The organism is Pontibacter pudoricolor, assembly GCF_010092985.1.
Classification (GTDB): Bacteria; Bacteroidota; Bacteroidia; order Cytophagales; family Hymenobacteraceae; genus Pontibacter; species Pontibacter pudoricolor.
Map to the genome: position 1 here is coordinate 3,572,993 of NZ_CP048106.1, position 22,096 is coordinate 3,595,088.

The 22,096-nt window shown below is 46.4% G+C and carries 19 protein-coding genes; 10 read left to right on the top strand and 9 right to left on the bottom strand.

What is annotated here, in order from left to right; all coding sequences use genetic code 11:
* Positions 1 to 32: 32 nt before the first annotated feature.
* Positions 33 to 599, top strand: coding sequence for an inorganic diphosphatase (locus GSQ66_RS15480; RefSeq protein WP_162428295.1), 567 nt, complete (start codon positions 33 to 35; stop codon positions 597 to 599).
* A 211-nt stretch (positions 600 to 810) separates the two neighbouring features.
* Positions 811 to 1,710 carry a UbiA prenyltransferase family protein gene (locus tag GSQ66_RS15485; RefSeq protein ID WP_162428296.1) on the top strand — a complete coding sequence of 300 codons (900 nt, stop codon included), beginning with the start codon at positions 811 to 813 and terminating at the stop codon, positions 1,708 to 1,710.
* On the opposite strand, the gene GSQ66_RS15490 is transcribed toward GSQ66_RS15485, so the two are convergent.
* From GSQ66_RS15490 to GSQ66_RS15500, 3 genes are all read right to left on the bottom strand, one after another.
* A complete protein-coding gene (locus GSQ66_RS15490) occupies positions 1,707 to 3,218 on the bottom strand; it encodes an NAD(P)H-hydrate dehydratase (RefSeq protein WP_162428297.1) in 1,512 nt (503 codons plus the stop codon). The two genes, GSQ66_RS15485 and GSQ66_RS15490, sit on opposite strands and share 4 nt — an antisense overlap.
* Positions 3,219 to 3,445: 227 nt before the next feature.
* Positions 3,446 to 5,851, bottom strand: coding sequence for a DUF5686 and carboxypeptidase-like regulatory domain-containing protein (locus tag GSQ66_RS15495; protein ID WP_162428298.1), 2,406 nt, complete (start codon positions 5,849 to 5,851; stop codon positions 3,446 to 3,448).
* A gap of 74 nt (positions 5,852 to 5,925) precedes the next feature.
* The gene (locus GSQ66_RS15500; protein ID WP_162428299.1) at positions 5,926 to 6,792 is read right to left on the bottom strand and encodes a phosphatase PAP2 family protein; all 867 of its coding nucleotides are present in this window, start codon (positions 6,790 to 6,792) and stop codon (positions 5,926 to 5,928) included.
* Positions 6,793 to 7,231: 439 nt separating this feature from the next.
* Here GSQ66_RS15500 and ispF point away from each other — a divergent pair, with 439 nt between their 5' ends.
* From ispF to GSQ66_RS15515, 3 genes are all read left to right on the top strand, one after another.
* Entirely contained in the window at positions 7,232 to 7,717 is a 486-nt protein-coding gene (gene ispF / locus GSQ66_RS15505) for a 2-C-methyl-D-erythritol 2,4-cyclodiphosphate synthase (protein WP_162428300.1), read from the top strand.
* 33 nt (positions 7,718 to 7,750) lie between these two features.
* Positions 7,751 to 9,400, top strand: a complete 1,650-nt coding sequence (locus GSQ66_RS15510) for a M28 family peptidase (RefSeq protein WP_162428301.1) — start codon at positions 7,751 to 7,753, stop codon at positions 9,398 to 9,400.
* A gap of 225 nt (positions 9,401 to 9,625) precedes the next feature.
* Positions 9,626 to 10,996, top strand: coding sequence for a LutB/LldF family L-lactate oxidation iron-sulfur protein (locus GSQ66_RS15515; protein WP_162428302.1), 1,371 nt, complete (start codon positions 9,626 to 9,628; stop codon positions 10,994 to 10,996).
* A gap of 178 nt (positions 10,997 to 11,174) precedes the next feature.
* On the opposite strand, the gene GSQ66_RS15520 is transcribed toward GSQ66_RS15515, so the two are convergent.
* Complete coding sequence (locus GSQ66_RS15520; protein ID WP_162428303.1) at positions 11,175 to 12,131, bottom strand: asparagine synthetase A; 957 nt, start codon at positions 12,129 to 12,131, stop codon at positions 11,175 to 11,177.
* 160 nt (positions 12,132 to 12,291) lie between these two features.
* Here GSQ66_RS15520 and GSQ66_RS15525 point away from each other — a divergent pair, with 160 nt between their 5' ends.
* Positions 12,292 to 12,750 carry an Lrp/AsnC ligand binding domain-containing protein gene (locus GSQ66_RS15525; protein ID WP_162428304.1) on the top strand — a complete coding sequence of 153 codons (459 nt, stop codon included), beginning with the start codon at positions 12,292 to 12,294 and terminating at the stop codon, positions 12,748 to 12,750.
* Positions 12,751 to 12,798: 48 nt separating this feature from the next.
* Here GSQ66_RS15525 and GSQ66_RS15530 read toward each other — a convergent pair whose 3' ends face one another.
* The gene (locus tag GSQ66_RS15530; RefSeq protein ID WP_238395718.1) at positions 12,799 to 14,058 is read right to left on the bottom strand and encodes a pyridoxal phosphate-dependent aminotransferase; all 1,260 of its coding nucleotides are present in this window, start codon (positions 14,056 to 14,058) and stop codon (positions 12,799 to 12,801) included.
* A gap of 3 nt (positions 14,059 to 14,061) precedes the next feature.
* Between GSQ66_RS15530 and GSQ66_RS19085 the strand changes: the two genes are divergently transcribed.
* Positions 14,062 to 14,196, top strand: coding sequence for a hypothetical protein (locus GSQ66_RS19085; protein ID WP_262887832.1), 135 nt, complete (start codon positions 14,062 to 14,064; stop codon positions 14,194 to 14,196).
* A 229-nt stretch (positions 14,197 to 14,425) separates the two neighbouring features.
* Here GSQ66_RS19085 and GSQ66_RS15535 read toward each other — a convergent pair whose 3' ends face one another.
* The 3 genes from GSQ66_RS15535 to sdaAA form a co-directional block, all read right to left on the bottom strand.
* A complete protein-coding gene (locus GSQ66_RS15535; RefSeq protein WP_162428305.1) occupies positions 14,426 to 15,601 on the bottom strand; it encodes a DUF4407 domain-containing protein in 1,176 nt (391 codons plus the stop codon).
* A gap of 159 nt (positions 15,602 to 15,760) precedes the next feature.
* Positions 15,761 to 16,495, bottom strand: a complete 735-nt coding sequence (locus GSQ66_RS15540; protein WP_162428306.1) for a hypothetical protein — start codon at positions 16,493 to 16,495, stop codon at positions 15,761 to 15,763.
* 376 nt (positions 16,496 to 16,871) lie between these two features.
* The gene (gene sdaAA, locus GSQ66_RS15545; protein ID WP_162428307.1) at positions 16,872 to 17,777 is read right to left on the bottom strand and encodes an L-serine ammonia-lyase, iron-sulfur-dependent, subunit alpha; all 906 of its coding nucleotides are present in this window, start codon (positions 17,775 to 17,777) and stop codon (positions 16,872 to 16,874) included.
* 201 nt (positions 17,778 to 17,978) lie between these two features.
* Between sdaAA and GSQ66_RS15550 the strand changes: the two genes are divergently transcribed.
* The 3 genes from GSQ66_RS15550 (at position 17,979) to GSQ66_RS15560 (ending at position 20,058) form a co-directional block, all read left to right on the top strand.
* Positions 17,979 to 18,263, top strand: a complete 285-nt coding sequence (locus GSQ66_RS15550; RefSeq protein WP_162428308.1) for an acylphosphatase — start codon at positions 17,979 to 17,981, stop codon at positions 18,261 to 18,263.
* Between the two features lie 65 nt (positions 18,264 to 18,328).
* Positions 18,329 to 19,045, top strand: a complete 717-nt coding sequence (locus tag GSQ66_RS15555; protein WP_202923366.1) for a DUF3644 domain-containing protein — start codon at positions 18,329 to 18,331, stop codon at positions 19,043 to 19,045.
* Positions 19,046 to 19,479: 434 nt separating this feature from the next.
* A complete protein-coding gene (locus GSQ66_RS15560) occupies positions 19,480 to 20,058 on the top strand; it encodes a DinB family protein (protein WP_162428309.1) in 579 nt (192 codons plus the stop codon).
* Positions 20,059 to 20,250: 192 nt separating this feature from the next.
* Here GSQ66_RS15560 and GSQ66_RS15565 read toward each other — a convergent pair whose 3' ends face one another.
* Positions 20,251 to 21,663, bottom strand: a complete 1,413-nt coding sequence (locus GSQ66_RS15565; protein WP_162428310.1) for a thioredoxin-like domain-containing protein — start codon at positions 21,661 to 21,663, stop codon at positions 20,251 to 20,253.
* Between the last annotated feature and the right edge of the window lie 433 nt (positions 21,664 to 22,096).

A 22,096-nucleotide genomic window follows, 5' to 3' on the forward strand; every position in this document is an offset into this window, starting at 1 on the left:
TCAAAGGGAGTGCTACAAGTACATTTACATTTATGAATAATTTAGACAAAAACAATCCATGGCATAGCGTAAGCTACGGAGAGGAAGCACCTGGGGTGGTAACGGCCATTATTGAAATACCAAAAGGCTCTAAGGCAAAGTACGAGTTAGATAAGGAAAGCGGAATGCTGAAGCTGGATCGTGTACTTTTCTCATCCATACATTACCCGGCCAACTATGGCTTTATCCCTAAAACCTACTGCGACGACAAAGACCCGTTGGATATTCTGGTGATCTGCTCGGTAGATGTACAGCCAATGTGCTTGATCGATGCAAAAGTGATCGGGGTGATGCAGATGATCGACAACAACGAAGAAGATGACAAGATCATAGCAGTTGCCAACAACGACATGTCTGTGCGCCACATAAACGACATCTCTGAATTGCCGCCACACACGTTGCTGGAAGTGCGTCGTTTCTTTGAAGATTATAAGAAGCTGGAGATGAAAGAAGTTATTGTGGAGCAGTTCCTTGGCCGCGAAGCAGCATACGAGATCATTCAGCAGAGCATCGACCTGTACAACACTACGTTTACCGGCGAGAAGCAGAACGTACTGTAAGAATATATTTTCCTGTTTTAGCCTGGCGTGGGATTTCCTGTGTCAGGCTTTTTGTTTGTAGTGAGTACGTAAATTGATTTTATATTTTGGGCTGTTAGTTTCTGTTTTCAGATTCTTGTGGCAGCCTCTTTCGCTTTCCTGAAATAATAACAGGCCAGCTTCTTATAGTTGGTTTGATAAAAGCCTAATAGTTTCGAACTTGCAGTACTTGATGAAACGAAGCGAAACAGAAACGAACCTGAACTATAGCGTAAGCCCTGTTTATAGTCTGCTGTTAAAGGTGCTGAACGGCATGCTCTACAGCAGTGTGTTCATTTCGATCTGTGCGTTTGCGTTAACTATAGAAACCTACCTGCTTGCCGACCTTCCGGTATCTGTCCCGATGGCGGTGTTTATTTTCCTGGCGACGCTCTTTACCTATAACCTGAGCAGCATACGAAGTGTGGTGTTACAGAAGCAGGCTACCTATTATCCTGAGTCGTGGTGGCACAGGCACCGGAAAACCATGGCTATAGTTGGGCTGCTGAGTATTGCGCTGGCAACTATCGTTTACTTTTACTTTGGTCTGCGCCTTAATTTCTGGTTTGTGCTGCACCTGGCCATCATCTCTATAGGGTATACCATACCTGTTATGTACCGGAGAAAAAGTGTGCAACCGCTGCGCCGCGTCCCGCTGCTGAAAGTTTTCCTGATTGCATATGTGTGGGCCATGGTAACCGGGCTGTTTCCGCTTATAGATGCAGGAGTTGAAATTATGGACCTGCCCGGGTTGTTGTTACTGCTGCGCAGGTTCCTGTTTATCCTGGCGCTGGCCCTGCTCTTCGACATCCGGGATTATACTTACGACAAGCATACCCAAACATTAACGGTGCCCGGGCTTATTGGCGTGAACTATACAAAGTTGCTGTCGCTGGGGCTGCTGCTGAGCTATGCGGTGGTAGTGAGTATTTCGGAGAGTGGAACTATACAAACAGCACTTATTGCTGCGGCTGTGGCTGCTGCGTTTGTAGTCTGGTTCTCGTCAGAGTTAAAGCCGCGTGTTTACTTTCTGTTACTGGCAGACGGGGCTATGCTGCTGCACGCAGCCTTGGTCTGTTTTGTAAAGATCTAATTGCTGGTAAGCGTCATAAAGGCCTGCGGCAGATGATCGGTCAGGTCGGAGGCTATCATGGCGATGTCGCCTACTTTCTGAAGTGCCAGGTCTCCGGCTAACCCATGCACATATACGCCCAGTAAACAAGCTTCTTCCAAACTATAGCCCTGTGCCACTAAAGCTGTAAGTATTCCGGTCAGTACATCGCCGGTGCCGCCTGTTGCCATGCCCGCATTGCCGGTTGTGTTAAAAAAGACTTTTCCTTCCGGGGTGCAGATAGCCGTATGCGATCCTTTAAGGCAAATGTAGCAACTGTATTCACGGCAAAACTCTTTCATGTCCTGCAGGCGGTCATAGTTATTTTTTGATGCTCCTACCAAACGCTCAAACTCCTTGGGGTGTGGTGTAAAGATGGCCCTGTTCTTTGGGAGTTGAGATTTAAGTTTGTCGCTACTGGCAATAATATTGATGGCATCGGCATCAATCACCATCGGGAGTGAACAGGTGGCCAGCAATTGACCAATGGTAGTTTTGGTAACTTTCTCTTTGCCCATTCCCGGGCCTAAGCCTACTACGCTATAGTTGTCCATATTTTCCGGCAGTTCCGAAATATGCTTGCGGTTATTATCTGTCAGCGTCATGGCTTCGGGAACGGCTGTTTGCAGTATGTTGTAACCAGCAGAAGGTACATGCATTGTCAGTAAGCCAACACCGCTCCGCAAACAGGCCCTTGCTGCCAAAACTGCCGCACCCATTTTGCCATAACCTCCGCACAGCAGCAACGCATGGCCGTACAAACCCTTATGGGAGAACTTCTTTCGTGGCTTGATGATCTTCCGGATATCATCTATAGTTATACAACGATATTCAGAGGGCGCATCAGCAATAAAAGTCGGACTTAGACCAATTGGAACCACATGCCATTCGCCAACATATTGCTCGTGCTGCGGCAGAAAGAAAGCCAGTTTAGGCAATTCAAAGCTTATCGTATAGTGTGCCTTAACTATAGTTGCATCGTCGGGTGTCTGAGAATCGGCATAAAGCCCGGATGGCATGTCGATAGCAGTGATACAGGCGCCGCTGTTATTCAGATAGGCTATTACTTCAGCAAATAAACCCGTTACAGGCCGGTTAAGGCCGGTCCCGAAAAGTGCATCTATTACACAATGGTTTTTATGAAGCGACGGCAGTTCAGCTACTGACCTTATAGTTTGCGAAACTATAGTTTGGGGCAGGCGCTGCAGGTTTACCTTATGGTCGGGTGATGGATTCTGGTTGTCGCCAACTATAAATACTTTTACGTGATACTGTTTTTGGGAGAGTAATCGTGCCACTGCCAGTCCATCGCCTCCATTGTTGCCCGGTCCGCAAAAAATGCATACCTGCTGCTGTGGTGTAAACTTATTCTCGAACCAACCTGTAAAGGCTTTGGCTGCCCGCTCCATCAGTTCCAACGAGTCAATTTCTTCATACTGTAAAGTAGCGGCATCGGCTTCGCGGGTTTGGGCTGCGGAAAGTATTTTCATGTGGAACAGCGGCTAGTGGTTCTGCCTACATATACTATAGTTTTAAGTTCAGGTTAAGTTATGATTTAACTATAGTTGGATCTTAGAATGACGCCGTTTTGTAACTGGCGTGTAATTCAAAACTGTAATTCAGGTTATAAACCGGCAATGTAATCGGGTATTAACGTGGCGGGACGCCACCAGTAACCCACACTCCCGGGACGCGAGCGAGGGAAGTACACTTCTTTTTAAAACGCTATAGTTGCCGTCAATTTAAATTTCAGGTTGTCTTTGTGTTTGGGTAATTCGTAAGGGCCGTACCGGTAAAAAACTCCCACCCCGATCCCGGAGAAAGCAGAGCTGATCACATTATTCAGCATCAACCCGGATTCAAAAAAGCCTTTCTCCATTGTTTTAACCTGCGGAACTATAAACTCTGGCAATTCCTGTTTCAGATCTCCGTAGCCAATGTTGGTAACCAGAACTACATCCGGTTTAAAAAACTTTGTACGGAGTAGTCGTTTACCCAGGTCCTGTTGCAGAAAGAGGGCCGTAAATTTATCGGAAAAGAATTCATACGGAGCCATTGTTTCGAAGCCTTCGCCGGAGTAAACCTCATACTCACCGGAGTAGCTGCCATAGCCGTTATATAAATTAACAAAAGGCACATCGCCGGTTACCAAACCTGCAGCAAGCGTGAATTTGCTTTTCCCAAAGGTGCGGTGTAGCAGGTTGCCTTCAACGCGCAGGTCGTATTTGTTGTAACTATAGTTGCCATCCAGCACACCATCCAGGCCGCGGGTATATTGCAGCCATAACACAGGATATTTGCCTGGCGTGGCCATTGTCTGGTTAAAAAGCTGCATCAGTTGCTCTCCGTAAGCAAAGCGCAAACCTGCTTTAACTTCTGTTATACTATAGATTGCCTGTGGCTGATCATCTGTTGCAAATAAAGTTGGCCTGCGTTCTTCCTGCTGCAGTTGTGTGTGTAATTGCAGATAGCGCCCCATCCTGCCGGAAAGGCTGACGTGTTGGTGTGTCGTGTAATCCAGGTAAGGGAGCAATGGCTGCCGAAAATCGGAGAATAGCCTGGTTTGCCGGAAAGGAAGTCTGCGGCCACCTGGTTCCAGTACATCTTCCCAAAAAGCCGCCTGGAGCTGCAAGTTTGTGGGCTTGTGTAACGTAAATATAGCATCGGCACCATACTTCTGTTCGTCATCCTTAAATCCATATCCCCAATAGCCGCCAACGCTTAACCAGTCCAGAAGACGCTCGTTGGTATGGGCACCAATTCCCAGCCGTACACCTTCAAAATCACTGAGGTGCAATAGCCGGTTTAAATCTAAACTGATAGGGCCTATGGGTAATTTCTTGGTGAGCAGGTACTCCATGATGCGGATCGAGCGGTCGAGGTTCTGGGCTTTGCCTACGCTGTCGATTACAGTATAAGTGCGTCGCTCAAATGAATCCAGGCTATCGGAGCGGTACTGTTGCCAGATGTATTCCGGTTGTTTGTTGGCCAGTGGAGATTGCGATAAAGCGATAGCACCAAAGTCGCTTTTTTTAAGGCCTGGGCTTAGGTTAATGTTGGTAATATAGGTTCGGATGCGGCCATACGGTTGATGACCCTTCATTTCGATCTGTGGAATCGTTATCTCTACGTCGAGCTCGGTGGGGAACCAGCGGCCCTGCACTTTACTGAACTGTTGCTGCAGTTTTATACCACTCTTGGCGTCGCTGGCTGATTCGGCTATGATGTTCTGTACGGCCCAGCCATCCGAGTTGATGTAAAGCAAACCTTTGAGCCCGTTAAAATTACGCCCTTTTAGCGGCGCAAACGAGATGATAAAAACGGAATCCCGGCCGCTGACAACAGTTTCCTGCAATATAAAATCGTATTTGCGCGTACTGCCCGGGCTAAGCGGACTCAGGTAATTCTTCCCGAAAAAGATGGGCATGTCGGCGTAAACAGAAAAGTCGCGGGCTTCGGCGGCAACTATACCAAAACTGGGCTGCTGCAGCCCCGATACACGTGTGGCAACTATAGTTTCCTGGGTACGGTTGGGTTTCAGGTAAGCAAAGTTTGTCACGCTCTCCATCAGGAACAGGTGTTGCTTTTCCAGTATTTTACGCATTCTAAAGTAGGCAGAATCTTTAGCTTCAACTATAAAAGTAGTATCGCTCAGGTTTAGGTTGCGCGGGTCGGTGGCGGTAAGTATAAATTTGTTATACGTACGATAGGTATAGGCCGGAATGTTTTCAGGGCGGTTCCGTTCGCGGTTGCGGGTGGCAAGCTCTATGATGCGATGTGCCGGATTTACTCCTGCCCGAACTATAACTTCCTGTAGCTGTGCTGCCGACGGCTGTAAATATACGTCCACTTTGCCCGTGGAATCAGGTTGGAGTAGTTGCGGCATATACCCCACATAACTGAACCGCAGGCTGGTAATGGGTTTGGTATGGCGCAACCGGAACTGTCCTTCGAGGTTGGTAGTGGTGCCGGTTTCGCCCTGGTTGGCCGCTATGCTTACAAAAGGAAGTTTTTCCCGGGTTTCAGCATCGCGTACAGTGCCGTGCACTTCCTGCACCTGCGCTATAGTTGGTATAGTTGCAAGGCAAAACAGTAGCAGAAAAAACAGGCGTAGTTGTAGCATGGTGTAAAGATAAAGCAAAAGGCGCTTCTTCCTGCTACGGGAAAAGCACCTTTAAGCGTTTAGTTGACTATGCCTTAGAACGTAACAGACATGCCAACACCCGGCTTACCGTTTGGCAAAACTGTTGGCGCAATTACCGGCTCATTTAATCCTTTATCTTTAAAGAACTTATCGTGTAGCCAGTAAACTGTATTTACCGAAAGTATGCCCACACCGGCACCGGCCAGCACATCAGCCATCCAGTGTTCGTTATTCAGTACGCGCATTACGCCGGTAGCACTGGCTATGGTGTAACTGCCCACACTAATCCAGGGGCTTTTATGGCGGAACTCCTTATCAACTATAGTGGCAATGGTAAAAGCATAAGCTGTGTGCCCGGACGGAAAAGCGGTGGGGTCGCCGTTGGGCCTGTCGATGTTGGTTAATTTTTTTGTGGGCCAGACTATAGCGGAAGTAAGTGCCCCTGATGCTAAAAGCAAGCCTGTCTGGCGGCGGATGTCGTGGCGGTTCTGGGATGAGAATGCGTTAAACCCATACATGTAAGCCACCGGCAGGAAGAACAGGTAATCATCTACCTTGGTACTGAAGTTTGGCGTGTGTTTGTGCCGGGCATCACGGGCATCGTGGCTACTGAAAAAGCCGTTATCCTGTATAGTGTAAATACCTGCCCCGATAAGCGCAGCAGCCGGCAAAACAGCCCTTTTCAGGTAACGTTTGTTGCTGCCTTCACGCAGCTGGGCATCTGTAAAGGGTTTTTTCTGCCCGGGGTAAACCGTATCTGCAGGAACTGCGAGGGCAGAGTCTGCAGCGGATTTATTTAATGTATCCAGAGCAACAACCGGTGATTGGTGTTGCAGTACGGAGGCCTGTTGTGCTGCAACCGGGCTTGCCAGCATACCCAGCCAGAGCAGGTGTAACGCAATTAACTTAGTTAGCTTCAAAGTATAACGTGTTTTTGTATTAAGCTTATAGTTCCGCAAATTATAGAAATTCCGGAACCTGTCTAGGTACTATAGTTTTTTGAGTTTGGTTTCGGGTTAAGTTTATGCCGGTAACAAACCTTGCTGCTGCTGTGCTCTACAGCGCTTGTAGCTATAGTCTGGATTTTAGGCCAGTGAGGGGCATGGGCTTTATCTTTTAAGGCACAATGTGGCTACGTCATCCTGTTGCTTATTTTTTCGGGAAAGGAGCTGCATACATTGCCAGGTCAATCCACCACTATACTATAGGTGCTGCTTCAGACAAGTTCTTACAGCCAATTAAACCATAGCAACCTACAAACGTCTAAGAAACCATACCTATACCATAGCAAAACCGTATTTTTCGATTAGATTTACCTTTACGACTTTACGCTTTTCAAAAAGCGCTTTACCTATACCTATGAAATTAAAGATCAGAACCGGCTTCGGCTACGATGTACACCAACTACAGGAAGGGCTTGACTTTTGGTTGGGCGGCATTAAAATACCACACACGCACGGCGCCCTGGGCCACTCCGATGCCGACGTATTAGTTCATGTTATTTGCGATGCCCTGCTGGGTGCCGCCAACATGCGCGACATCGGCTTTCATTTTTCCGACAAAGACCCGCAATACAAAGGCATCGACAGCAAGGTTTTACTGAAAGAAGTAGTGCACCTGCTTGCCCGCGAAGGCTATGAGATCGGTAACATCGACTCTACCATTTGCCTTCAGGAACCAAAAGTAAATCCACATATTCCGGAAATGAAAGCCTGCCTTGCCAAAGTAATGGGCATTCCGGAGCACGATATTTCTATTAAGGCAACCACTACGGAGCACCTGGGCTTTGTGGGAAAAAAAGAAGGTGTTGCCGCTTTTGCTACCGTACTTATCATCAAACAATAACCTGACTAAACCTTAAACTTCACCTTAGAACAAATGAAACACCTCCATACCTACGGGTTTGTGTTGGCAGCACTACTTGCTTCGGGCTGTGCATCTACCAACAATACCGCTAAAAGCCCTGAGACCAATGCCGAAAAGCTCCGCGCAGCTGCAACCACCTATGGCCAGACTATAACTGCCGCTGATCTCTCAAAGCACCTGACTATTATTGCTTCTGATGAATACGAAGGTCGGAACACCGGCGAGAAAGGTCAGAAAATGGCAGCAGCCTACATCGCAAAAGAGTTTAAAGAAGATGGCTTAACAGGCCCCGTAACTGCTGGCAGCAACCCTTATTACCAAACTTTTGACCTGGAAAAAAGCCAGTGGGGTGAAGGCCACATTTTAATCGGCGACCAGAAGTTTATGATGATGCAGGACTTCTTTGTACTTGGCAGCTCCCCTTACCAGACCGAGCAAACTACTGATGTGGTTTTTGCAGGTTATGGTATAGACGATGAAAAGTACTCTGATTATGCCAATGTAGATGTAACCGGCAAAATGGTTGTTGTACTAGCCGGCGAGCCAAAAGGAAGCAACGGAAACTACCTGATCAGTGGAACTACCAAAACATCTGACTGGGGCAATGATTACCGTGCCAAGCGTAATGCCGCTACCAAACGCGGTGCTAAAAGCGTGCTTATAGTTACCGGCACATCTGCCGACGAATTTAACAGCCTTACTCAGCGTTACAAGTCTTATGCTTCGCGTCCGTCTTTAGGATTGAAGAGCGCAGGCAAACAGGAAAACGCAGCTGTAATGTTTGTATCGCCGGTAGCTGGTGCAGCTTTACTGAACACAACCCCTGAGAAATTACTTGCTCACAGCGGTAATGTGGCAAAAGCCGGCAAACCGGTAGCATCTGCTTTTACAGCGCCAAAAAATGTTAAAGTGATGACTTCGCGCATTACTACTCCTGTGCCAACCGAAAACGTACTGGGCTTTATTGAAGGCTCGGATAAAAAAGACGAAGTAGTAGTTGTAACAGCTCACTACGACCACGTAGGCATGGAAGAAGATGCTCCCGGAGATGATAAGATCTTTAACGGTGCCAACGATGATGGCTCGGGTACAGTAGCCGTAATCGAATTAGCCGAAGCATTTGCACAAGCTAAAAAAGATGGCAAAGGCCCGCGCCGCAGCATTCTGTTTATGACCGTAACCGCTGAAGAAAAAGGCTTGCTGGGTTCTGAATACTACTCAGAAAACCCGATTTTCCCGCTGGCTAACACAGTGGCTAACGTAAACATAGACATGATCGGCCGCATGGACTTCGATTATGAAAAACAAAACGACAGCAACTATATTTATGTGATCGGGGCAGATAAGCTTTCTTCAGAACTGCACGCCATTAACGAAGAAGCGAACCAGAAGTACGTGAACCTGAAGCTTGACTACAAGTTTAACGACGAGAACGATCCGAACCGTTTTTACTACCGTTCAGACCACTATAACTTCGCTAAGAACGGTATTCCGATCATATTCTACTTTAACGGTGTGCACGCAGACTACCACAAAGCCAGCGACTCAGTAGATAAGATCTTATTCGACAGCGCCGAAAAAGTAGCTCGTTTAGCCTTCTACACCACCTGGGAACTTGCCAACCGCGACAACCGCATTGTTGTAGACAGCAATAAAAAGTAGACTTTCAGAGTTAGAGAGTTTGGGAGTTTAAGAGTTAGTGAGTTAAAGAGTATTGGTATTGGTGAGGTTAAGAAACTATAGTTTCTGCATTTATACTTCATTAAATCACTAACTCCTAAACTCTTTAACTCTTAAACTCCCAAACTCTTTATACCTTTAGGGGTGTTTTTTCTTTTTTATAGTTGCAGCAACTATAAATCAGCCCATTCAGTAGGCGAAATAGTTATGAGTAAACTAAAGCAGTTTCTGCTCGATTCAGAAACAAAGTCATTCGACCAGAACCACCGCGCTACCATCAGGTTTAACATCGGTAAGTACAATGCCGCTGTGCAGCGTGGACTCACCCAATATTCCGATCATGAGCTTGCCCGTGAGCGTGCTTCCTATATAAAAACCAACACCATTAAGGACCTTGATAAGTACCTGATGGAATTTGAAGCCAATTTTACTGCCCGTGGCGGCAAAGTTATCTGGGCACGCGATGCGCAGGAAGCTTTAAAAGAGATTGGCGAGATCATGAAGCGCAAACGTGCCAAATCTGTTGTTAAATCCAAGTCGATGATAACAGAGGAGATACACATGAACGAGTTCCTGGAAAAGAACGGCGTGGAAGTGGTGGAAACGGACCTAGGCGAATACATTGTGCAACTGGCCGAGCAGCGCCCCTACCATATTGTAACACCGGCCATGCACATGTCTAAAAAAGATATTGCCGAGCTGTTTGTGCGCAAACTGAACATAGCCCCTACAGATGACGCCCAGGAATTGGTTGGCGTAGCCCGTCGCCTTCTGCGCGACAAGTACACTTCTGCCGAAATTGGTATAACGGGTGGTAACTTTCTGCTGGCAGATGTAGGTGGCGTGGCCGTAACCGAAAACGAAGGGAATGCCCGCTTATCAACTACCTTCCCGAAAACGCATATTGCTATAGTTGGTATCGAGAAAATGTTGCCGTCTATTATGGACCTGGACCTTTTCTGGCCACTACTGAGCACCAGCGGAACCGGGCAGAACGTAACCGTTTATAACACCATATTTACAGGCCCGCGCCAGCCAAACGAAAAGGACGGCCCGGAAGAAATGTATGTTATTCTGCTGGATAACGGCCGTACCGAACTAATGTCTCACCCTGAGAAGCGTGAAGCCTTAAACTGTATCCGTTGTGGAGCCTGCCTTAACATTTGCCCGGTTTATAAAAACATTGGCGGCCATACCTACGAGAGTACATACAGTGGCCCGATCGGTTCTGTGCTTACTCCGCACTTTAACGGCATGGCCGAGAACAAGCACCTGAGCTTTGCCAGTTCGCTGTGCGGTGCCTGTACTTCTGTTTGCCCGGTTAAAATCAACATCCATAACCTGCTGCTGCTTAACCGCAAGCAAAGCGTGGATATGGGCCTTGCCGACAAGCAGGAAAAAACTGCCTTTAAGTTCTGGTTAAAAGCCATGAAGAGCCGCAAACTTATGAACATGGCTCCATCCGGCATCAAGAACTATGTAGTAAAATACATTCTGAAAGATACCTGGAGCAAGCGCCGCGAAGCAATGAAAATAGCGCCAAAATCATTTAACCAGCTCTGGAAGGAAAGATCTTAATTGCTGATTGTTGATTTAGAGCTCTATAGCTCTATAGTTCCGCATCCTTTTCATCCTAATATCCTGCAAATCCTGATTAAGATATAAACAAAACGGCCTGCAAACTATAGCAGGCCGTTTTACTTTATAGTATTCTCCGGATTATCTCCATTATCAGGTTCATTCATAAAGCTATAGTTTAAAACATAGAAGCGTGCCCTGGTTTGCGCGGGAACACCGTTACATCATCAATATCTTTGATCTTGCAAATGAAGCGGGTCATGCGCTCTACCCCAAACCCTGCACCAGCCGTTCTTGGTAATAAACCTCTTTTCGCCACTTCCAGGTAGTCGTTAAATATCTCTTTGTTAGCTCCAGTTTCAGCCATGCGTTTCAGTAGTTGCTTATAGTCGTTCTCGCGCTCTGCACCCGACAAACCTTCTCCGAAACCTTCCGGCCATACCAGGTCATAGTTAAAGTAAGTGCCCGGTTTCATCTGGTCTTCTTTGTCATAAAACTCGCGCTTGTGGTTCAGTAGCCAGAATGGAGAATCAGACATCCCGGATTGCAGCATTTCATAATCAGGGCCAAGGGCAGCTTCCAGTTTTTCGGTGCGGTAAACTGGCCATTTCTCGTATTGCGGCAACAGCTCTCCGCGTAGTTCCAGCAGCAGTGCAGGCAATTCAGCGTTCAGGCGGGCAAATACAAAGTTTACCAGGTCTTCCATAAACTCCATCACGTAAAAGCGATCTTTGTTCTTAAATTCAAAGTCTATCTGGGTAAACTCGAACAAATGACGGCCTGTTCCGGCACGGTCTGCAAACTCCAGGCGTACGTTCGGCGACACGATGTAAAGGCTATCCAATGCCGGGTTGAGCAGCGCCAGTTGTTTATGGAAGATCATGGATTTGGTAAGGCTCCAGCGCTTATCGGCATACGGTATGCTTGCATCCACAACCCCATGGTTAAGCGGGTCTGTAATCGGTGACAGCATCAGCGGCATAAGCTGCGTAAGTCCTTTCCTGAACATAAACTCGTGCGAAGCCCGCACAATGCCCTGCTGCACCTGTAATATCCCTGGCAGGGCAGGCCTGCTCAGTCGGTCCAGCATCTGGTCTATAGCGGTGGGGGTTTCTAAAACTGGTGGTTCCATCATGTTAAACTGGTTTATTGGTTAATACTTTATAAGTGTAGAATGTTAACACTTACACTGCAATTTTAAATATTTTCCAAAAAACAGTTGATAACAGTGTTGTAATTTTAATTTTTATGCGTTTATATTGAAAATATTTAAATACAGAGCTGATATTAGTGGTATGAATTATCAAATTGATAATCTGGATAAGCAGATTCTGATTCTGCTGATGCAGGATGTGGTACAACCTTATACAGAAATAGCAAAGGAATTAGGCGTATCCGGCGGAACGATACATGTACGGATGCGCAAGCTAACTGAGATGGGTGTGGTAAAAGGTAGCCAGCTTATAGTTGATCCGGCCTCTTTAGGATATGATATCTGTGCTTTTATCGGTGTTTTCCTGGAGAAAGGCTCGGAGTACCGGGAGGCGGTAGAGCAAATGCGCCAGATCCCTGAGATTGTAGAGCTGCATTACACGACCGGCTCTTACAGTATGTTCGCAAAAATCATCTGCCGGGATACAAAACACCTGCGCGAAGTGCTGAACGAAAAACTGCAAACTATAGCCGGCGTGCAGCGCACCGAAACATTTATATCACTGGAGGAAAGTATAAACCGCCAGATAACGATAGAATAGGAAAAGCGCCTGAACTATAGATTCAGGCGCTTTCTTTATAGTTATAGTTTACTTCAGTTTCTCAAGTGCAGTGCGCAGGCGGCTAAGGGAGTTTTCTATTTCTTCCAGCGAAGCACCACCTACCGATAACCGGAACCAGTTAAGATCAGGCGCTGACCCGAAGGCCGAGAAGGGAACTATAGCCAGCTTCGCTTCTGACAAAATATAGTAGGTAATATCTTTACTTGTTTGCAGCAGATCGCCGTTCGGGTTTGTTTTACCGGCCAGGTCCATTTTTACTGACAGGTAAATAGCACCCATCGGCTCTATGGCATCAACCGCAAAACCACTTTCTTTCAGGTCTTTAAAACCTTTGTAAAGCACGTTCAGGCTGCGCTGGATTTTGTGCTTCAGTTCGTGCATAAAACTATACACCTGCTCCGGTTGCTTTAAGTAACGGGCTGTAGCGATCTGTTCGGCTTTTGGAGCCCAGGCTCCTACGTGGCCAAGTATAGCTTTCATTTTATCCATTACTATAGTTGGGCCATACGCATAACCTACCCGCACGCCGGTAGCAGCAAAGCTCTTCGAAATACCATCGATATACACGACATAATCGCGCAGCTCAGGGCGCAGGTTAACCGGGTCATAATGTTTGTGCTCGGGCCCGAAGGTCAGCATCCAGTAGATCTGATCGTATAGTATGTAAAGTGGTTTCTCGCCCTCTTTGCGGCTTTTGTTTTCTTCAATAACAAGGTCGCATATTTCCTGCAGGTCTTTTTGAGAGAACATGGTGCCCGTCGGGTTAAGCGGGGAGCACAAGGCCAGCATGGTTGCGCCTTTCAGGTGCGGAGCCACATCAGCAGCCGTCGGCATAAAGTTGTTCTCGGCACGGGTCTCTACCATTACCGGTGTTGCGCCAGACAAATGGCAGTAGTGGTTATTGTTCCAGGATGGTGTCGGGAAAACCACTTTATCGCCTGGGTCAACCAGGGCAAGGTAGGTAGCATAGATCAATGGGCGCGAGCCACCAGCTACCAGAATATCATTTTCAGGGTATTTCAGGCCCAGCTTATCTTCTGTAAAAGCAACTACAGCCTGCCGCAATACAGCCACGCCATTTGCAGGCGGATAGTTGGTATGTCCTTCATTATAAGCCTGGGTTATGCCTTCTTTCAGCTCCTGCGGAATAGGATAAATACTTGGATCAAAGTCTCCGATGGTAAGATTACAGATCTGTTCTCCACGTGCTATCATGGAGTTTACCTCGCCGGCTACCTTTATAATTTCGGAGCCGATCAGGTTTTGAGCCATTTTTGAAACGGTCATGCTATGTTGGGTTTGGTTACTGCAAGTTACGATTTCCGGAAAAGTATTGCCCACATTACCGGCAAAAAACCTGTAAAACTCAACCGCCCGCGCAAACTGTTTATAGTTTACCCGGGCGGTTTTTATAGATTAAACTAGTGTAAATATGCTCTTGTCAGCAAAATTTATCTCCTGAGTCGTCATCCCCCTTCAAAGGGGCAAACAGCAAATGTGAACATGCTCAAACATAATTGTCATTCTGTTAAGAATCTTAGGTTGAAGAGAGGTTAAGCCTTCGCTCTTAGCCCCAAGATCCTTTCAGGATGACAAAAGAGGTAAATAAAAGTCTCCATTTGAAGGAGGCAGGAGATGATTTACGATACCAGCTTTACCACTTATAGTAACCGTTTTCTTCTCCGTCGTTCAGTATTTCGGCGGCGGTGTTGGGGCTGCGGTTTATGTCGGCCAGTTTGCGGTGCTTCCAGACAGCTGCCGATTCGCGCACAGTATCCAGGTGGGCATCTGATTTAAGCTTTTCTTCTTCGCGCTTGGCTTCTGTTTCAAATTCCTGGCGGGCCGCAAATTTGGCTTCGGCTATAGTTAGCTTAAGGTCAAACTGCTTCTGACGCTCGGCTACACGCTGCATTTCCTGGGTGGTGCGCTCATGTTCCACACCTTTCAGTATATCGTCGTAAGGGCCTTTATTGGTAATCAGTTTTGTAAAGATCGGGGCTGTTTCGAGCATAATGAACAGCAGCGTAATAAAGAATACCGGCAACCATGGCAGTTTATTCAGGGCATCTATGCGCGCCATCAAACCATCATAGTTCGAGAAACTTTCCTGTCCTTCGTTTACCGTGGCATCATACTGCTTCATCAAATCAGCAATGCGCTTCTCTTTTACCAGTATCCTGTCGGCAGCGCTGGCCTGCAGCAATTTCAGTTCTTCGTCTACTTTATCGTACTGGCGTTTTTTCTCTTCGTAAATAGGGCCTTTGCCGATTTTGCCGGTACCGCCTGTGCCATCCGATTCGGCAGCTACCAGTTCGTATAGTTTGTTGCGCTCTTTTATTTTGGCTTCAATCTCGGTACGGATGGCAATAATTTCACTTTTAACAGAATCTACTTCAGCAAACTGCTTGCCAACCAGGGCTTTGTGCTGAATTGCCAGCTCAGCTTGTTTCTCTTTAAGTATAGCCTGAATTTCCTTATCAAATATCTTCAGCTCCAGCGGCTTGGAAATAACCACGGCCAGCACCAGTGCCAGAAAAATACGCGGCGTAACCATCAGCAGCTCTTTCCAGAAACGGCCCTCCTTGCGGATAGTGGAAACTATAAAACGGTCGAGGTTAAAGATAACAGCTCCCCATAGCAGACCAAAAGCCACGGCCATCGGCACCGAATCGAAAACAGTGTAAAGGGCATAACCACCCGAAATGCTGGCCAATACGCCTGTAAACAAAACGGTAGCGCCCACGCCGGCATATTTTATGTGCTCAGACTTGGAACACTTTTCCAGGATGGTGTCGTCGGCGCCGGCGCACCACCAAAAAAAATTCTTCATGTAAATAAGTACCTGTACAGAGTAGGACTGACGTTGAAATAGCGTCAGTAGTGTTAACTGCCGCAAGTTACTGACTTTTATACTTTTAAAGCCGTAAATGTGACGAACATCCTGTAAAATGTGATGAAAAGGGGGTTAAAACCGCAACAGCAGTCCGGCTTAGTTAAGTTCAACGTTCTCTACAGGTTCGTTCAGCTTATCGTAAAGTAACAAAGAGGCCATGGCGCTGGCCAGAACCATGCGTGTATCGGGTGTTAATCGAGGGTTTAGCCAAACGTTGCCATTGTTCACTACCTGCACCGCGCCAACTATAGTTTCCCCATCCCGGAACTCATACCCGATAATCTCAGATAGTGGCAGCGCCTTGCCTTCGAATTTATAAACAGGGGCTATTTTAAAAGTAGCAGAACCGTTGGATAATTCGCCTTCAAACTTTTTGCGCTCCAGGTAATGGCGTGGATCTATCGTTAACAAGTGCCACTGTCCGCTTTCCGGGGAAGTAAAATGGCTGGCGTAATATTCCATGTTCGGGGCTACTTCTATAGTTACGCCTGTATTGTCTTTCAGTGATTTCTCCTGTAGTTTGCTGGCGCCAAACACATACCATTCTCTGCCCTGGCCGTTCTGCAGACTAAACTGGTATTTCTGCTCAGCTTTTACATTGTTGTAACTGAAGATAGAAAAACCACCCACGTTCGCCCAGCCCCGATCAACATTTGCTACTGTATAGTTGCCGATCGTAAAGCTGCCGTTTGGTTTAAATGCTTTGCGGCCTTCTACCGGCAATTCCTCGGCCTGCTGTTTAAACCCGGACTCCACGGCCATTTGCGGCACAGAGCAGGAAGAAAAGATCATGGTGCCAGCCACCGATGCGATTAACAGGTACTTTTTCATAGTTTTATAGTTAGCAGTGATGAGTTCTGTAAGCAAAGTATAGTAAGGGTTGATTTTTGGGTAGCGTATAAACCCACCCCTAACCCTCCAGGGAGGGAAATTTGTTCGTTGTCATACCGGGCAGAACCGGGGGAACTTATTGGCCCTTTACAGAGGCTGTATAAGTTTTCTCACAGCTACGCTGGCTCTCTTCGGCTCACGTCTCAAGAATGTTCGGAATGACAATAATGAACTATAGCTTTCTACTATAAAGAGCACTAAACTATAAAACGGTTGCCTTATCTATAAAATAAAAAAGGGGTAGAAAACCACGTTGGCTTTCTACCCCTTTTAGACGCAAAATATTGCGTCTCTACATAACTTTTAAACTCCCAAACTATACCGCGTCTTCGTCAGGTAGTATTTCCACATCCTGCACCAGTACAAAGTTTTCGATTTCGCGGGCTCTTGGGGTGTTGGCCAGTCCGCCTTCGGCTGTTTCCTTGTATTTGCGTTCCATGCTTTCGCCCACTTCGCCGAGGGCTGCCACGCATTGGTCTACAGGTATTACAGGGTCTACACCGGCAATGGCCAGCTGCGACGATGAATAGGCAATAGCTGCCGCACTGGCATTACGTACGATGCAGGGAACTTCTACCAAGCCTGCAACCGGGTCGCACACCAGGCCAAGCATACATTGTATCGTTATAGCTACGGCATTAAAAACCTGGTCTACGTTACCGCCCAGGCAGTAAACAATGCCTCCGGCAGCCATGGCAGCAGCGCTACCTGTTTCGGCCTGGCAACCGCCCACGGCACCGGCCAGCGAAGCGTTCTGCTCAATAATAAGCGCGATACCTGCCGCAACCAGCAAGGCTTCGTGTATTTTTCTGTCCTCCAGGCCATGCAGGTCTTGTAAGGTGGTAAATGTACCCGGCAAAATGCCTGATGCACCTGCCGTAGGAGCAGCCACCACACGGCCCATGCACGAGTTTACTTCCTTTGCGCCCAAAGCCCGCGACACCAGCATCTGGAACTCCGGCGACAATACCGTTACCGGCGAGTTGGCCACTTTTTTAGCGCTGTTATTTACCATGCCCGAGCGCGACGTCATGTTTTCGGTGAGGCCGGTTTTTACGGCGTCCTTCATCACTTCGTAAGCTTTGGCAATATTTTCCCAGATAAATTCTTCGGTGCGGCCCTTCTGCTCAATTTCGTATTCGAGTACAGCCTGATATAATGGTTCGCCGGTTTCAGCGCAATGCTTGCCCCAGCTCTTAAAATCGTTGAATAATAATGACATACGTATTTCCTTTTATGTATCTGCCACCTTAACAGCAGGGCGTTAAAGATAATTTAAATTTCAGGAACACCCTATAGTTTGCGCCCATACTATAACAACAGCGGAGGGCGGATTTGTTCTGAGCAGCACTTGGTATGTTTACGCAAACCAGCGGTTTCTTCCTGCGTTAGTCATCAGGTACAACAGGCACAACTATAAACTATGAGCAGCAACTATAAACATGTATCCATGAGGGTCTTTGGAAAAGTGCAGGGCGTGTTTTTCAGGGCCAGCACCCAGGAGAAAGCCGAAGCATTAGGCCTGACCGGTTTTGTGCAGAACGAACCCGACGGTACTGTTTACCTGGAAGCCGAAGGCAACCCCGAAACTATAAAACAACTGGAAGACTGGGCGCACCAGGGCCCAAGCCGTGCGAAGGTCGAGAAAGTGGAGGTGAAGGAGTTAGGTGAGTTGGAGGGTTTTGAGAAGTTTGAGCAGCGGAGGTGAAGATTAGGGGGATATAATATTAAATTTTACTAATTTAATATTATAATCAAATATTCAAATACATTATGGCTCATAGGTTACCCAAAGCTGTAAAGAGATGTGTAGAAAAGGCTACTGATTCTGCTTTGCTTGCAGTTGAACTTTATAACAAACCTGCAATAAAATTCAAATCTGGAGGCTTTATAGTCTTAATGATTATTTCTTGGACAGCATTATTTCATGCTGTTATCTTTAAGAGGAAGAAAAAGCCATTTTATAAAGAAAAGAATAGGTTTTTGAAAAGAGATGGTGACTATTGTTATTGGGAGCTTGACAAATGTTTGGGAGAGTATTTTGGCAGTGATACGACTAATGCTATAAGAAAGAATCTAGAGTTCTTTATCCCTTTACGCAATATAATTGAGCATAAATCATTACCAGAAATAGATTCCGACATATTTGCCGAATGCCAAGCGATGGTATTGAATTTCGATAAGATTATTGAGAAAGAATTTGGTAAAGAGTATTGTATACGAGAGAGTTTATCTTTTTCACTACAGTTATATCCATCGGCAAAAAGCCTAATCGATGCTGTAGTATCTAACCCACAAACTAAGCCCGCTGCCGATTTTATAAAGAAATACAGAAGTTCAATTTCTACTGAAACTTTAAGTAGTGGAGACTATGCTTTTAAAGCTTTCCTAATACAGGTAGCTAATCATAAATCTGCCAATGCATTACCTATTCAATTTATCTCATATGATAAATTAAGCCAACAAGAAAAAATAATATTGAACGAGTAGCTGCCTTAGTTAAAAACAAACATATCCCCGTCTCAAATTTAGATTTATTAAAACCTTCAACAGTAGTTAAGAATGTTCAACTTGGTTTAGGTAATAAGAAAATTAATCGTCGTGGTAGTATGATTGACATGTTTACAATGGATACCCACACTAGATGTTGGAAGAAATATGAAGTTAGGCCTGATAATGGAGCCTCAAATCCAACTATAACTAAATCTGAGTTTTGTGTTTTTGACTTGCCTAATTCTCAATACTTATATTCTACAAGTTGGGTGGATTTCCTGATTGAGAAACTTTCATCTCCTATAGAGTATGATAGTTTGTACCTAAGGATACTTGAAGATAGCCCGATTGTAGAAGCTGACCTAATTTCATAGTCTAACATTTAATAATGCTCCACACCCTTGTAGTGTAAACTATAAAACTATAACGCTATGACTACTTTAGAGCAACTTTCGCAAACCAACAGCCAACTGCAGCAAACTATAGTACATGAGTTTTCGGCACTGGATCTTGCTGCTCTGAACTATAAGCCAACTTCCGAAAGCTGGAGCATACTGGAATGCCTGGAGCACCTTAACCGCTACAGCCAATACTATAACCCAGCCCTTGCCAGGGCTATTGCCGATAACTCCGATGGCAGCAATGTCGCTACTATTACCTATAGTTGGCTAGGAAAGAAGTCGCTGGACATGGTGCGCCCACAGAACGGCAAAAAACACAAAACAGTAAAGCACATGAATCCTGCTAATAGTGCGTTAGGCCTGGCAACTATAGAAGCATTTCTAAAGCATCAGCAGGAATTACAAAGACTGCTGCAAGCCGCTAAAAACTCCAACCTGAACAAAAAAGCCATCCCTGTCGAATTCTTTAAGCTACTTAAAATGCGTATCGGCGAAACACTGGAATTTATAGTTATGCACCAGGAACGCCACGTACAGCAGGCTTTAAAAGTAAAACAGCAGGCAGGCTATAGTGAAGGCAGCAGCCTGAGTTTGATTGCTGGTTGTTAATTGTTGATTGTTAGTCATAAATACTTGCAGCACTATTACACCTGTCATTTCGAGCCAAAGCGAGAAATCTATTTAGAATTTAAGATAGATCTCTCATTACATTCGAGATGACAAGATAAGCTATAGCAGATCAAGTCACTCTTTGAAGGGGTTAGGAGGATGACAACGTTGCAGGATAACAATCAATAATTATCAACCAACTATAACCTCTTCCTTTTCGCCGGTATTCAGGTCTATTTTAAAGAGCTGGTGGCTGTTGGTGCTGGTTACCCATAGTTTACCATTCAGGAAAATGAGGTCGTTGGGTTCTTGGAGGCCTTTGGCTAAGGTGTGGATGCGGTTACGGCTCAGGTCGAGCACTTTTACTTTACCATTGTAGGTATCGGCAATGTACACGTCGCTGTCTATTATCTCTACGCCCACGCAATGCTGCAGCAGCGCATCATCCACGTCACCATCCACATCCCCGAAATCGAATAAGCCTCTGCCAAGCGGTGTGCGAACTATAGCGGTGCTTAAATTTATCGTCCGAATAGCGCTGGCTTCGGCGTCAGCTACAAATAATACATCTCCGCTTATGGACAATCCGCTGGGCTGGTTAAAAGCAGCTTCGAGCAGAGGCCCGTCTGTAAGGGCTTCGCGCCCGGAACCTGCAAAACGGTATACTTCGCCGGTTTCCAGGTCCATGCGCAGTACCTGGTGGTTGCCGGCGCTGGCAATAAACATATTTTGCCCGTGAATAAGCAGGTCCCAGGGGCTGTTCGGGTTTACAGGTTCGCCATCCTTCTCATCCAGGAAATAATACGCCAGTTCGCCGGTACCTGCTGCGGTTGTTACCATTTTGTGTTTCAGGTCTACCTTCCGGATAGCGTTGTTTTTGGCATCGGCAATGTAAAGTGTGTCGTTGTGCAGGGCCAGTCCGTGCGGTTCGTAAAAAGTAGCATCTGCATAGCCGCCGTTATTAAAGCCCTGTTCCCCGCTGCCAATTGTCTCCAGTATTTGCCCTTGTTGGTTCAGTTTCAAAACGCGGTTGTGCCCGCTGTCAGAAAGATAAATATTGCCCTCGTTGTCGCTGATGAGTTTGGATGGGAAGGATAAAATAGTGCTTTCGCTATGCTCCACGTGGAAACGGACAGGCTTATAGTTCAGCGAGTCTTTAAATTCATCTTTCAGTCGTTGGATGTAGGGGTGCACGGTATCGTAAACGCCTTCGCCGGCATGTTGCCCTACCACTTTTCCGTTCGGGTCTATCAGAACTATCGTTGGCCAGGCTTTTATACCATATTGGTCCCATAGTTTATAGTCGGCGTCGTTCACTACCGGGTGCTCAATCCCGAATTTCCGGATAGCCTGCTTTATAGTTTCGCTTTGCTTTTCGGCATCGAATTTAGCCGAGTGCACGCCTATCACCGCCAGCACATCTTTATATTCTTCTTCCAGTCGTTTCAGGTCGGGCACAATATGCTGGCAGTTGATACACCCGAATGTCCAGAAATCCAGTAGCACAATTTTGCCCCGCAGGTCTTTGATAGACCATTCCCGGTCGGTGTTCAGCCAGCCGTGGGCAGTAGTTAGGTCCGGAGCATTTACGCGGCCTGTCAGCATGGTTTTTTATAGATTGATCATTGAGTTTATAATTACCCGGTTAGAAGTGGAAAGGTTTTTTTGCTATAGTTTGTAGCACTAAATATATTGTGTCATTTCGAGCATTCTTGAGACGTGAGTTGAGAAGAGCCAGTGTAGTCGAGAAACATTATGTGTTCTATAGTTTATCTTTTGTCATTTCGAACAAAGTGAGAAATCTATCTCTGCTAATAGTTGAGGAGTACATTCTATAGTTAGCTATAGTTGCAATTGTAACCAAGCCTTTTCTTTCATAGCCGTCTTCAATCCTGGGAGCTCTACTTATCTATCGTTTCAATCTGGCTTTGGTGCCCTCACGGCCGGGAGGCCCCGTCTTCGGGCATCGCGCTGCTGCTTTCTTGCTACCCTCGCTCTGCTCGGGTTGCCTGACGGCACTGCAACAAAGCAAAGGCGC

Excerpts from the sequence above, each read along its gene's own strand:
- GSQ66_RS15480 (WP_162428295.1), top strand. The coding sequence starts at position 33 with ATGAATAATTTAGACAAAAACAATCCATGGCATAGCGTAAGCTACGGA.
- GSQ66_RS15485 (WP_162428296.1), top strand. The coding sequence starts at position 811 with ATGAAACGAAGCGAAACAGAAACGAACCTGAACTATAGCGTAAGCCCT.
- GSQ66_RS15490 (WP_162428297.1), bottom strand. The coding sequence starts at position 3,218 with ATGAAAATACTTTCCGCAGCCCAAACCCGCGAAGCCGATGCCGCTACT.
- GSQ66_RS15495 (WP_162428298.1), bottom strand. The coding sequence starts at position 5,851 with ATGCTACAACTACGCCTGTTTTTTCTGCTACTGTTTTGCCTTGCAACT.
- ispF (WP_162428300.1), top strand. The coding sequence starts at position 7,232 with ATGAAATTAAAGATCAGAACCGGCTTCGGCTACGATGTACACCAACTA.
- GSQ66_RS15510 (WP_162428301.1), top strand. The coding sequence starts at position 7,751 with ATGAAACACCTCCATACCTACGGGTTTGTGTTGGCAGCACTACTTGCT.
- GSQ66_RS15515 (WP_162428302.1), top strand. The coding sequence starts at position 9,626 with ATGAGTAAACTAAAGCAGTTTCTGCTCGATTCAGAAACAAAGTCATTC.
- GSQ66_RS15520 (WP_162428303.1), bottom strand. The coding sequence starts at position 12,131 with ATGATGGAACCACCAGTTTTAGAAACCCCCACCGCTATAGACCAGATG.
- GSQ66_RS15525 (WP_162428304.1), top strand. The coding sequence starts at position 12,292 with ATGAATTATCAAATTGATAATCTGGATAAGCAGATTCTGATTCTGCTG.
- GSQ66_RS15530 (WP_238395718.1), bottom strand. The coding sequence starts at position 14,058 with ATGACCGTTTCAAAAATGGCTCAAAACCTGATCGGCTCCGAAATTATA.
- GSQ66_RS19085 (WP_262887832.1), top strand. The coding sequence starts at position 14,062 with ATGTTGGGTTTGGTTACTGCAAGTTACGATTTCCGGAAAAGTATTGCC.
- GSQ66_RS15535 (WP_162428305.1), bottom strand. The coding sequence starts at position 15,601 with ATGAAGAATTTTTTTTGGTGGTGCGCCGGCGCCGACGACACCATCCTG.
- GSQ66_RS15540 (WP_162428306.1), bottom strand. The coding sequence starts at position 16,495 with ATGAAAAAGTACCTGTTAATCGCATCGGTGGCTGGCACCATGATCTTT.
- sdaAA (WP_162428307.1), bottom strand. The coding sequence starts at position 17,777 with ATGTCATTATTATTCAACGATTTTAAGAGCTGGGGCAAGCATTGCGCT.
- GSQ66_RS15550 (WP_162428308.1), top strand. The coding sequence starts at position 17,979 with ATGAGCAGCAACTATAAACATGTATCCATGAGGGTCTTTGGAAAAGTG.
- GSQ66_RS15555 (WP_202923366.1), top strand. The coding sequence starts at position 18,329 with ATGGCTCATAGGTTACCCAAAGCTGTAAAGAGATGTGTAGAAAAGGCT.
- GSQ66_RS15560 (WP_162428309.1), top strand. The coding sequence starts at position 19,480 with ATGACTACTTTAGAGCAACTTTCGCAAACCAACAGCCAACTGCAGCAA.
- GSQ66_RS15565 (WP_162428310.1), bottom strand. The coding sequence starts at position 21,663 with ATGCTGACAGGCCGCGTAAATGCTCCGGACCTAACTACTGCCCACGGC.